Source organism: Terriglobales bacterium, assembly GCA_035457425.1.
In the GTDB taxonomy this organism is placed as follows: Bacteria; Acidobacteriota; Terriglobia; order Terriglobales; family Acidobacteriaceae; genus JACPNR01.
In genome coordinates this window covers 1-11,548 of sequence record DATIBR010000071.1, presented here as the reverse complement: position 1 = coordinate 11,548, position 11,548 = coordinate 1, and the positions used below count along the sequence as shown (strand labels likewise).

12 protein-coding genes are annotated in these 11,548 nt (G+C 66.9%); 5 read left to right on the top strand and 7 right to left on the bottom strand.

What is annotated here, in order from left to right; translation table 11 throughout:
* Positions 1-1,491, top strand: a 1,491-nt coding sequence (locus VLA96_05025; GenBank protein HSE48551.1) for a sodium-translocating pyrophosphatase, incomplete at its 5' end; no start/stop codon positions are given.
* Between the two features lie 61 nt (positions 1,492-1,552).
* Here VLA96_05025 and VLA96_05020 read toward each other — a convergent pair.
* Entirely contained in the window at positions 1,553-1,921 is a 369-nt protein-coding gene (locus VLA96_05020; GenBank protein HSE48550.1) for a hypothetical protein, read from the bottom strand.
* Positions 1,922-2,025: 104 nt separating this feature from the next.
* Here VLA96_05020 and VLA96_05015 point away from each other — a divergent pair, with 104 nt between their 5' ends.
* From VLA96_05015 to VLA96_05005, 3 genes are all read left to right on the top strand, one after another.
* Positions 2,026-2,934 carry a mechanosensitive ion channel family protein gene (locus VLA96_05015; protein HSE48549.1) on the top strand — a complete coding sequence of 303 codons (909 nt, stop codon included), beginning with the start codon at positions 2,026-2,028 and terminating at the stop codon, positions 2,932-2,934.
* 68 nt (positions 2,935-3,002) lie between these two features.
* Positions 3,003-3,791, top strand: a complete 789-nt coding sequence (locus tag VLA96_05010) for an SDR family oxidoreductase (protein ID HSE48548.1) — start codon at positions 3,003-3,005, stop codon at positions 3,789-3,791.
* A 56-nt stretch (positions 3,792-3,847) separates the two neighbouring features.
* Positions 3,848-4,498, top strand: a complete 651-nt coding sequence (locus tag VLA96_05005; protein ID HSE48547.1) for a hypothetical protein — start codon at positions 3,848-3,850, stop codon at positions 4,496-4,498.
* Positions 4,499-4,597: 99 nt separating this feature from the next.
* Here the strand turns inward: VLA96_05005 and VLA96_05000 are convergent, their stop codons facing one another.
* From VLA96_05000 to VLA96_04985, 4 genes are all read right to left on the bottom strand, one after another.
* A complete protein-coding gene (locus VLA96_05000; protein ID HSE48546.1) occupies positions 4,598-5,320 on the bottom strand; it encodes a response regulator transcription factor in 723 nt (240 codons plus the stop codon).
* On the bottom strand, positions 5,317-6,225 hold the full coding sequence (locus tag VLA96_04995; GenBank protein HSE48545.1) for a HAMP domain-containing sensor histidine kinase: 909 nt from the start codon (positions 6,223-6,225) through the stop codon (positions 5,317-5,319). The genes VLA96_05000 and VLA96_04995 overlap by 4 nt, the downstream gene beginning before the upstream one ends.
* Before the next feature lie 62 nt (positions 6,226-6,287).
* A complete protein-coding gene (locus VLA96_04990; GenBank protein ID HSE48544.1) occupies positions 6,288-7,181 on the bottom strand; it encodes a fatty acid desaturase in 894 nt (297 codons plus the stop codon).
* A 150-nt stretch (positions 7,182-7,331) separates the two neighbouring features.
* Positions 7,332-8,210 (bottom strand): NAD(P)-dependent oxidoreductase, encoded by an 879-nt coding sequence (locus tag VLA96_04985; GenBank protein HSE48543.1) that lies wholly within the window; start codon positions 8,208-8,210, stop codon positions 7,332-7,334.
* A gap of 128 nt (positions 8,211-8,338) precedes the next feature.
* On the opposite strand from VLA96_04985, the gene VLA96_04980 reads away from it, so the two are divergent.
* Positions 8,339-9,220, top strand: coding sequence for an MBL fold metallo-hydrolase (locus VLA96_04980; protein HSE48542.1), 882 nt, complete (start codon positions 8,339-8,341; stop codon positions 9,218-9,220).
* An 89-nt stretch (positions 9,221-9,309) separates the two neighbouring features.
* Here VLA96_04980 and VLA96_04975 read toward each other — a convergent pair whose 3' ends face one another.
* A complete protein-coding gene (locus tag VLA96_04975; GenBank protein HSE48541.1) occupies positions 9,310-10,656 on the bottom strand; it encodes a DUF4147 domain-containing protein in 1,347 nt (448 codons plus the stop codon).
* 125 nt (positions 10,657-10,781) lie between these two features.
* A complete protein-coding gene (locus tag VLA96_04970; protein HSE48540.1) occupies positions 10,782-11,432 on the bottom strand; it encodes an alpha/beta fold hydrolase in 651 nt (216 codons plus the stop codon).
* Positions 11,433-11,548: the final 116 nt, after the last annotated feature.

The following is an 11,548-nucleotide window of genomic DNA, read 5'->3' as shown; positions in this document are numbered from 1 at the left end:
CTGGTGTGGATCTTCGTGATGCGCGTGCTGATGGTGATCGCGTCGGCGCTGGCGTACTTCCTGAACGAAGGCGTCGCCAAGGCGAAGTACGGGAACGCGGACAAGATGAACTACGAGGCGCCGCTGACCTCGCTGGTGTGGGTGACGTCGGCGATCTCGATCGCGCTGACGTACCTGGCGTCGTACCTGATCATCCCGAGCCTGGCGGGCGACGCGTCGCTGTGGTGGAAGCTGGCGACGATCATCTCGTGCGGCACGCTGGCGGGCGCGGTGATCCCGGAGCTGGTGAAGGTGTTCACCTCGGTGGAATCGGCGCACGTGAAGGAAGTGGTGACGTCGTCGCGGGAAGGCGGGGCGTCGCTGAACATCCTGTCGGGCTTCGTGGCGGGAAACTTCTCGGCGTACTGGCTGGGGATCAGCATCGTGATGCTGATGGGGGTGTCGTACTACTTCTCGTCGATGGGGCTGGGGGCGGTGATGGCGGCGCCGGCGGTGTTCGCGTTCGGCCTGGTGGCGTTCGGGTTCCTGGGCATGGGCCCGGTCACGATCGCGGTCGACTCCTACGGCCCGGTCACCGACAACGCGCAGTCGGTCTACGAGCTGTCGCTGATCGAGCAGGTGCCGAACGTGCAGGCGGAGATCAAGCAGCAGAACGGCTTCGAGGTGCGCTTCGAGCGCGCCAAGGAGATGCTGGAGGAGAACGACGGCGCGGGCAACACCTTCAAGGCGACGGCCAAGCCGGTGCTGATCGGCACGGCGGTGGTGGGCGCGACCACGATGATCTTCTCGATCATCATGGCGCTGACGAGCGGCCTGACGGAGAACACGGAGAACCTGTCGCTGCTGCACGCGCCCTTCTTCCTGGGGCTCATCACGGGCGGCGCGATGATCTACTGGTTCACGGGCGCGGCGACGCAGGCGGTGACCACCGGCGCGTACCGCGCGGTGGAGTTCATCAAGGCGAACATCAAGCTGGAAGGCGTGGAGAAGGCGAGCGTCGCCGACTCGAAGAAGGTGGTGGAGATCTGCACGCAGTACGCGCAGAAGGGCATGCTCAACATCTTCCTGGCGGTGTTCTTCGGGACGCTGGCGTTCGCGTTCCTGGAGCCGTTCTTCTTCATCGGCTACCTGATCTCCATCGCGATCTTCGGGCTGTACCAGGCGATCTTCATGGCCAACGCGGGCGGCGCCTGGGACAACGCGAAGAAAGTCGTGGAGACGGAGCTGAAGCAGAAAGGCACGCCGCTGCACGACGCGACCGTGGTCGGCGACACCGTGGGCGACCCGTTCAAGGACACGTCGTCGGTGGCGATGAACCCGGTCATCAAGTTCACGACGCTGTTCGGGCTGCTGGCGGTCGAGCTGGCGGTGAGCCTGTCGCACGAACACTCCGACATCAGCCGGGTCCTGACGGTGGTGTTCTTCGCCATCTCGGTGTTCTTCGTGTGGCGGTCGTTCTACGGGATGCGGATCGTGAAGGCAGAGGCGTAACCCGGGTCACGGACCACAACGCCGTCCGCCTTGGCGGACGGCGTTTTCCTTTGCGGCGAATCTAGTAGTTGTCGGCCTTCATGCGCTCGCGGACGCTCTTCGCCAGCTTCTCGATCTCCTCGGCTTTCCTGATGACCTCGAGCGAGAGGATGTTCTCGTTGGACTTGTCGACCTGCTGCTTGAGCTCGGTGGAGAGCTGGAGGAGCCGGTCGGTGTCGGCCTTGAGCCTGGCCTGGCGCTCCTTGTTCCACTTTTTTTCGGCGTCGCGCTGCATCTTCTCCTTGACGTCGCAGTTGCCGAAATTGCGGCGAGCGCGGTAGTGCTCATCGCGTTCGCCGACGCGCTGCGGGTCGCAGACGTCGCGGCCGAGTTGGGAAGACATGGGGATCGGCAGAAGGAGCACCGCCAGCAGGATCGCGAAACGAGACACGGTAGTTTCTCCGCTCGAGAGGTATGGAGCACGATTATAGGACGCGGGGCGAGGGCGAAGGGCGCGCGGCGCGGCTGCTATAATCGCGCGCTGATCCCACCATGATGCTGCTGGCAAATTCGCTGCTGGCCGCGCTGCCGCCGGAGTGGCAGAACTGGCGCGCCGAGGCGGCGGAGTGGTTCCACCGCAACGGCGTGAAGCTGCTGGGCATCATCCTGCTGGCGCTGCTGCTGGTGCAGGTGCTGAGGTCGGCGACGCGGCGGCTGGCGCGCTTCAGCGAGCGCCAAAGGCTGCCGCAAGGGATGCGCGCGCAGCAGCTGCGGACGCTGGCGACGGTGATCTACAGCGTGGGGCTGTTCGTCATCGTGTTCCTCACGCTGATGCAGATCCTGCCCATCTTCGGCATCGACATGAAGCCGCTGCTGGCGTCGGCGGGGATCGCGGGCCTGGCGATCGGCTTCGGCGCGCAGACGCTGGTGAAGGACGTTATCAACGGCTTCTTCATCCTGCTGGAGAACCAGTACGACGTGGGCGACATGGTGCGGCTCGGGCCGGTGAAAGGCACGGTCGAGGAGATGACGCTGCGGCGCACGGTGCTGCGTGACGCCGACGGGTCGGTGCACATCGTGCCGAACAGCGAGATAAAGATCGTGACCAACATGACGCGCGACTGGACGCAGGTCGCGCTGCACATCCCGGTGGCCTACAGCGAGCCGAGCGAGAAGGTGATGCGGGTGCTGAAGGAAGCGGCGGAGGAGCTGAGGAACGACCGCGAGGTCGCGGCGGATATCGTCGCGGAACCGGAAGTGCCGGGCATCGAGCGCGTCTCGGCGGGCGAGGTGGATTACCTGCTGCTGGTGAAGACGCAGCCGGGGGCGCAGTACCGCGTGAGCCGCGCGCTGCGGCGCAAGGTGAAGGAGTGCTTCGAGCGGAACCAGATCCAGGTGCCGGGTCCGACCAAGGTGTACGTGGCGGGGCCGGAGCAGCGCGGGCAGGAAGAGATCAAGCAATAAGCGATAAGCAAGAAGCGGCGCCGGCGAGCCGCCGGCGCCTGGCTTCCAAAGGAAATCCAAGGAAATCTATGGAGCTGGGACTGAAGGGCCGAGCGGTGATCGTGGCGGGGTCGAGCGAGGGCATGGGGCGCTCGGCGGCGGAGGCATTCGCCGCGGAGGGAGCGCGCGTGGCCATCTGCGCGCGCACGGAAGCGAAGATCCAGCAGGCGGCGCAGGAGATCCGCGCGAAGCACAAGGCCGAGGTGTTCGCGATGGCGCTGGACGTGAGCCAGGCCGAGGCGGTGAAGAAGTTCGTCGCGGCGGTGGCGGAGAAGTTCGGGGGCGTGGACGTGTGCGTAGCGAACGCCGCGGGGCCGCCCTCGCGCAACTTCTTCACCGCGACCAACGACGACTGGCACAAGGCGTTCGAGATGAACTTCATGAGCGTGGTGCACTTCGCGCGCGAGGTCATCCCGTGGATGCAGAAGAAGAAGTGGGGGCGGTTCCTCACGCTGACGTCTGTCTCGGTGAAGCAGCCGATCCCGGACCTGATCCTCTCGAACGCGGTGCGGGCCGGGGTGGTGGGCCTGGTGAAGAGCATGGCGAACGAGTTCGGCAAGGACGGGATCACGGTCAATAACGTGGGACCGGGATACACGGCGACGGAGCGGCTGAAGTCGCTGGCGGCGACGCGGGCGCTGGCGGCGGGGCTGAAGCCGGAAGACATGTACGACAAGTGGTCGGCGGACACGCCGCTGAAGCGGATCGCGACCCCGGAAGAGGTGGCGGACGCCATGGTCTGGCTGGCGTCGGAGCGGGCGAGCTACATCACGGGGCAGACCCTGCTGGTGGACGGCGGCAGCTACCGGGGCGTGTGAGCGCCTGACATCTGGCTTTTCAAGGGCCGCATCTCAGCAAGTGGCGTCGAACCACAATGCTGGGGACCCTGGCGATCTCGGTGGCGGTCGCGGCCGTGCTGGTCACGGCATGGTACGTCTTTTTCTCGCGCTACAACCGGAGGCGCGCGCGCACGGTTCTAGGCTGGCTGGAAACCGCGCTCGGCAACCAGGGGCAGCTCGTCGGCGTGCAGTGGCTGGCGCCCTCGCGCTTCCTGGTGCCGCTGCGGCTGACGTCGGCGGTATTCCAGCGTGCGAGCGTGCTGGTGGAGCTGGCGCCGCGCGAGCTGCCGTTGCACTGGCTGCTGAACCGTTGGCGCAAGCGGCAGGACATGGTGACCTTCCGCGCCGACCTGGACGTCGCACCGCAGATGAGCCTGGAGCTGCACACGCATCGCTGGAGCGGGCGCACGCGGCGGCGGCTTCCCATTGACGCGAGCCGGTGGCAGGTCGACCAGAGCACGCCGCTCATCCTGACGTCGCGGGAAGACTGGGACCTGGCCGGGGTGATGAACCCGCTGCTCTCGACCCCGCATCGCGACCTGCTGTCGCTGCGCATCCGGCGGCGCTCGCCGCACCTGGAGGCGCGGGTCGCGCTGGAGTCGCTGTCGCCCGATTCGCCGACGTGCGGGCAGGTATTCCGAGTCCTGCGGGAGCTGGCGGCAGGCGCCTCCGCCTCGCACACGTAATCACCCGCTCCTGCGCGCTGCCACGGCGGACGCTCGGTCGCGCAGTATCCCAAAGACGATCACGGCACGGCTGAAGCCGTGCCCCGATTCACACGCTGCCTAGGGTTTCGGCACGAAGCGGTAGCCGACGCCGCGGACGGTCTGGAGGAAGCGCGGCCGCGCTGGTTCCGGCTCGATGTACTTGCGCAGGCGGACGATGAAGTTGTCGATGGCGCGGGTGTCGGTGTCTTCGGCGAGGTTCCAGACGTCCTGCAGGATGTCCTTGCGCGGGACGACCTGGCCGGCGTGTTGCACCAGGTAGCGGAGCAGCTCGGCTTCCATCTGGGTGAGCGGGATGGTCTGGCCGCCGGTCTCGAGCTCGAGCGCGGCGAAGTCGATCTTGCGGCCGTCGAAGCGGAAGACGTCTTCCTTGCGGCGAGGCTTCGCGTCGGGCGCGGGCGCCGCGCGATGAGCCCACTCATGCCGGCGCAGCAGGGCCTGCAGCCGCGCGAGCAGGATGGCGAGGTCGAAGGGCTTGGGCAGGTAATCGTCGGCGCCGGACTCGAACCCTTTCAGCACGTCTTCGGGGCGGCCGCGCGCGGTGAGCATCAGCACCGGCAGCAGGTGGCCGCGCTTGCGCAACGCCGCGACCACTTCGAAGCCGTCGATGCCCGGGAGCATCACATCGAGCACGACGGCGTGGAAGCCACCGTTCTTCCCCACCAGTTGCAGCGCTTTTTCGCCGTCGGGAGCGATGGTGACCCGGAAGCCTTCCGCCTCCAGATTGAAGCGCAGGCCGTCGGCCAGATGCTTCTCGTCTTCGACGATGAGGATGGCGCTCATGCGTAGGCCTTCGGCAGGCGGATGGTGAAGGTGGAGCCGCGGTCGGGCCCGTTGCTCCAGGCTTCGACCTTGCCGCCATGCTTCTCGACGACGGAGTGCACGATGAAAAGGCCGAGGCCGGTGCCCTTGACGCGGGCCATGAACTGTCCGGGGACGCGGTAGAAGCGCTTGAAGACGTGCTTGAGCTCGTCGGGGGCGATGCCGATGCCGGAGTCGTGCACGCGCAGCAGCACGCTGTCGCCGCGCGGCTCGACCTCGACGCGCACGCGGACGTCTTCGCCGGAATACTTCACCGCGTTGTCGATAAGGTTGCTGAGCGCGGCCCGCAGTTCCTCGGGGTCGCCGATGACGGTGGTGGAACCCTCATTGCCGTTGCGCATGACGGTGAACTGCATGCGGTCGGAGGCGAGGTGATATTGCTTGCGCGCGAGGTCCACGGACTCGGCGGCGACCTCGCTCAGGTCGATCTCCATGCGGGTGAGCGAGCGGCCCCTCTGGCCGGCGCGGCCGGCGCGCAGCACCTGCTCCACGGTGTGGAGCAGCCGCGAAGTGTCGGCCAGCATGATGTCGTAGAACTCCTGGCGCTGCGGCTCCTCGAGCTGGCGCGTCTTCAGCGTCTCGAGGTAGAGGCGGAGGGAGGCGATGGGGGTCTTGAGCTCGTGCGTGACGGCGTTGATGAAGCTCTCGTGCTGCTCGTTGCGGCGGATCTCACGCACCAGGAACACGGTGTAGACCACCATGCCGGCGATGAGCACCCCGAAGAAGATGATGCCCATCAGCGTGAGGCCGATGCGCTGCCAGTGCAGGGCGATCCAGCTGACGTTGAGCGTGACCGCGATGGCGGTCAACACCACGCCCAGCGAGATGAAGACCGCGATGGAGCGGCGCCGGGTCGAGGGCTGCATGGGCACAATTAGACAACAAAAGGCGCCGGCGAGTCGCCGGCGCCTGCCAAGAATCGAAGACGCTAGTCGCCGTAGGCGGCGGCTCCGACCTCGACAGCTTCCTCATCCTTGTCGGGGGCGGCGAGCTGCGGCTGCAGCTTCACGACCTTGACCTTCTTGGCCAGGCCGACGAGCTCGAGGAAGCGGATGGTCATGTAGTTGACGTCGATCTCGTACCAGGCCAGGCCGTGGCGCGCGGAGGTCGGGTTGGCGTGGTGGTTGTTGTGCCAGCCCTCGCCCCAGCTGACGGCGGCGACCCACCACAGGTTGCGGGAGTCGTCCTTCGTCGTGTAGCGGCGGTAGCCCCAGAGGTGGGTGGCCGAGTTGACGAGCCAGGTGAAGTGCAGGCCGACGGTCACGCGGAGGAAGATGCCCCAGAGGACCATGGTCCAGCCGCCGAGGGCGAGCAACGTGACCCCGAGGAGCACCTGCGGGACCCAGTGCCACTTGGTCAGCGTCATGTAGAACTTGTCTTTGGTGAGGTCGGGAGCGTAGCGCGCGAGCTTCTGGTTGTCGGCGTGCAGCGCCTCGCCGAACAGGATCCAGCCCATGTGCGACCACCAGACGCCGTCGCGCGGGGAATGCGGGTCGCCGGGCTGGTCGCTCCACTGATGATGCTTGCGATGAGTCGCGACCCAGAAGATGGGGCCGCCTTCGAGGGCGAGCGTGCCGCAGATGGCGAGGAAACACTCGAGCCAGCGCGGGACCTGGAAGCCGCGATGCGTGAGCAGGCGGTGGTACGAGAGGCCGATGCCCAAGCTGCCGGAGATCCAGAGCAGCAGGAGCGCCACCCACAGGTTCGTCCACGAGAAGAAGAAGAGCGCGACAATGGCGCCGGCGTGGAAGATGGTCATGAAGATGGTGGTGATCCAGCTGACTTTCAGCTTGCCATTGGCGTCGAACGCGAGAGAGGTCATGAGTCCTTTTCCAGTGGGGAACTTGCGCGCCCGCGCGTGGCGGGCACTCCTTCCACCCTACCAGCGCAGGGGAAGAGTGAATGTAATAGTTGTGTAATTACCGCGGCCGGAAGAACCCTTGGTCAATAGTGCTCATGCGACCCGGGGGAATCAGGCGTGTGTTCCGACCGCGATGCCGGCCCACTTCTCCAGCAGGGTGAGCGTGGCGGCGTAGTCGAGGTCGTCCATGCCCTCGTCGTGCGCGACCTCATAGACCTCGTCGACGGTCTCGATGCCCGGCAGCTTGACGCGGGCTTCGCGCGCGGCGTCGAGGATGAGGTGGATGTCCTTGTGCATGAGGCGGAGCGGGAAATTGGGCGAGTAGTCGCGCCGGAGCACGAACGGCGCCTTGTAGTCGGTGACGCCCGAGCGGATCATGGTGGACTGGATGAGGTCGATGAGGCGCGCGGGCTCGACGCCGAGCTTGGTCGCGAGCGCCAGGCCCTCGGCGAAGCCTTGGAAGATGAGCGCGATCTGCAGGTTCATGGCGAGTTTGGCGGCCTGTCCCATGGAGTGCCCGCCCATGTGCTTGACCGCTTTGCCCATCGCGGAGAACAGTGGCTGAAGGCGGGCGATGGTCTGCTCTTCCCCGCCGGCAATGAAGATGAGCTGCGCGCTCTCGGCGCCGATCTTGGAGCCCGTGACGGGAGCGTCGACGTGCGCGACTCCGCGCTCGGCAAGCTGTGCCGCGATCTCGACGGTCCGCGCGGGCGAGATGGTGCTGGAGTCGGCGACGATCATGCCCTCGCGCAGCGAATGCTGCGCGCCGCCGGCGCCGAACAGGACATCGTCGACCGCGGTCGTGTCGGAGACGCAGAGCCACACGACTTCTTTTTCCGCGGCAGCTTCGGCGGGAGTCGCGGCGGACTGCGCGCCGTCGACGGCCTTCCCGGGCGTGCGGTTCCAGACCGTGACTTCGTGGCCGGCTTTGACGAGGTTGGCCGCCATCGGGCGGCCCATGATGCCCAGACCTAAGAATGCGACGCGCATGAAGATCCCTCTTTCGCGAATGAACCCTAAAACCTACCACAGAGACACGGAGACACAGAGAAATGCACCAGAAAGTCAAAACCGTTGCATCGCGCGGCGCGACGCGCTCGTCTAAACTCTAGGTTGCGATGTTGAACATCACCATCCGGAAGAAGGCGAAGCAGTTCTCGCGGCTGGTGCGCCACTCGGCGCTGACGCCGCTGCAAGGCGAGGTGCGCAAGCCGGTGCTCGCGGAGAACGGCGACTTGGGGCTCACGTTCATCGGGCACTCCGGCTTCTTCATCCAGATGGGCGGCAAGAACCTGGTGATCGACCCGAACTTCGCACGCTGGCTGGTGGTGCTGAAGCGGCAGCGGCGGCCGGGGGTGAAGATCAAAGACCTGCCGCCCATCGACTACGTGCTGGTGACGCACGCGCACATGGACCACCTGCACAAGCCGTCGCTGCGCGCGCTGGCGCGCATGACGCGGCGGAAGGGCGGGCGGGCGCCGAAGATCATCGTGCCGCATCACGTGAAGGACCTGGTGCTGCTGCTGGGATTCGAGGAGATCATCGAGCTGACGTGGTGGAAGGAGTTCCGCGACGGCGACTTCAGCGTGACGCACACGCCTTCGCGGCACTGGGGGGCGCGCATGATCCGCGACTACCACCGCGGCTACGGCGGCTACGTGCTGCGCGACGCGCAGCACTCGCTCTACCACGCCGGCGACACGGCCTACTTCGATGGGTTCCGCGAGATCGGCGCGCGGCTCAAGCCGGAGATCGCGCTGCTGCCCATCGGGGCGTACCATCCGCCGTCGTTCCGCAACGTCCACACCTCGCCGGAAGACGCGGTGCGCGCGTTCCTCGACCTGGGAGCGCAGGCGCTGGTGCCGATGCACTACGGCACGTTCCGGCTCTCGCACGAGCCGATGGATGAGCCCCTGCGCCTGCTGGCCGAGGAGTCGGCCGCGCACGGGGTGAGCGACAAGGTCGTCGTCCTGGAAGAGGGCGTGACGCGCTTCTTCTAGATCGTCTTCAACGCAGAGGCGCGAAGGGCGCAGAGGTTTTTCTTTCTTGTCGTCGGGGGACTTTGCGCCTCTGCGTTGAAGAACAATCCTCAGTAAGCCAGCAGGATGCGCAGGTCGCGGACGTTGTTGCCGGTGGGGCCGCTGATGACGGCGTCGCCCAGGCCTTCGAAGAGCGGGAAGGCGTCGAAGCGCGCGAGGGCTTGCACCGGGTCGGCGCCGGCAGCCCGGGCGCGCGGGACGGTGGTGCCGTCGGCGATGGCGCCGGCGGCGGAGCTGTTGCCGTCCACCCCGTCGGTGCCGGCGCTGAGCACCGCGATGTTCTCCCCCGCGATCTGCTGCGCGCAGTAAAGCGCGAACTGCTGGTTGCGCCCGCCGAGTCCGGAGTTCCCTTCCACGCGCACGGTGACCTCGCCGCCCGAGATCAGGCAGACGCGCGAGACGCCTTCGCGCAGCTTCCGCAGCCGCTTCAGCAGGTGATCCGCGGCCTTGCGGTAGTCCCAGTCGTCGCAAGAGTTGTCGAGCTCGACGGCGAAGCCGTGCGCAGCCGCCTGCGCCGCCGCCAGCTTCTGCGCGGCCTCGTTCGACAGCACCGCCCACCAGCGCGAGCGGACGAAGACCGGCTCATCTTTCTTCGGCGTCTCGGCGAGCGCGTGCCGCTCGAACAGCTCGCGCACCGATCCCGGCAGCATGGGCAGCAGCTTGTGCTTTCGCGCGATGGCGTAGCAGTCGTCGGCGGTGGAGGAGTCGGGCATGGTCGGGCCGGAGGCGAGCGAGTCGAGCGCGTGGTCGGGCACGTCGGAGATCATGATGGAAAGGTGCTGGGCCTCGGGCGCGGCGGCGGCGAGCCGCCCGCCCTTGAGCGCCGAGAGATGCTTGCGGATGGCGTTGATCTCGGCGATGGGCGCGCCGCAGTGCACCAGCGCGCGGTAGGTGGCAACGACGTCTTCGAGCGGGATGTCGGAGTCGATGGGCTTCTCGATGACCGCGGAGCCTCCGCCGGAGATGAGGTAGAGCGCGAGCGACTTCGGCGTGAGGCTGTGCATGGCCTTGAGCGCGGCGTCGCCGGCGCGAAGCGATTCAGCGTTGGGCAGCGGGTGTCCACCCTTGTAATAACGGAAGCCGGGGAGCTGGGCGTCGGGGTCGGTGGGCGCGGCGACGATGCCGGCGAGCCCCGGGCCGACCTGGGAGGCCAGCGCTTCGAGCATGGTGTGCGCGGCCTTGCCGAGCGCGAGGACGAAGATGCGGTTGTAGGCGCCGAGGTCGTAGAGGTCGTCGCAGACGCGCAGGATGCCGCGCGAGTAGCTCACGTGGCGCTCGAAGGCCTTGGCGATGGAGGTCTCGGCGAGGGCGTGGAGGAAGATGTCGCGCGCGGTGGCGCGCATGTCGTGCGCGAGCTTCTCGTCGAGGGGCGGGGCGCCTGCGGGCTTGCGCGGCATCGGAAAGAGATTATTTCACGGCGCTTTTGGCGGGCTGAAGCCCGCCAACAAAAATAAGAAGCGGGACTGGACGGCGCGGCGGAGTCACGCCCCTGCGAGAGAGTCCAGCGCGGCGGAGTCGCTCGCTAGTGGTGGTGCAGTAAGGTGCGGATCCAGTCCTCGATGGCGCGCTGCGCTTCCTTGATCTTGCCGGCAAAGAAGTGGTCGGCGCCGGCGATGAGGACGAGCAGCGTGGGTTCCGCGGCGAGCGCGACGACTTCTTTCAGCTTCGCGGCGGGGGCGTACTGGTCGTTGGCGCCGGAGAGGAAGAGCTTGGGCTTCTTGCAGGCGGCGAGGTAGTCGTAACCGTAGCCGCGTCCTTCGGCGGCGATGGGGGTGCCGATGGAGATGACCGCCATCACGTCGGGATCGGGGCAGGCGACGCGCATGCCGACCGCCGTCCCGAAGGAAAAACCGCAGAAGAGCAGCGGGAGATGGAACTCCTGCTTGAGCCAGGCGAGCGCGGCGCGGACGTCGTCCTGTTCGCCACGGCCTTCGTCGTGCTTGCCCTGGCTGAGGCCGGCGCCGCGGAAGTTGAAGCGCAGCACCGGGATCCCGAAGCCGTTGAGCGCCTTCATCGCGTGGTAGACGACCTTGTTGTGCATGGTGCCGCCGTAGAGCGGGTGCGGATGGCAGACGAGCGCGGCGTGCGTGGCGTTGGGCTCGCCGGTGTTGAGGAGCGCCTCGAGCCGGCCGGCCGGGCCATGCAGGTCGACCGATCTGATCTCGCCAGCCATGGTTTTGACTTGAAACCTGAAACTCGAAACTTGAAACTGCTTGGGATGGACCTGTTCCGGCTGCTGCGCCAGCTCGTCGAGATCGACTCCACCACCGGCCGCGAGGCGGCGTGCGG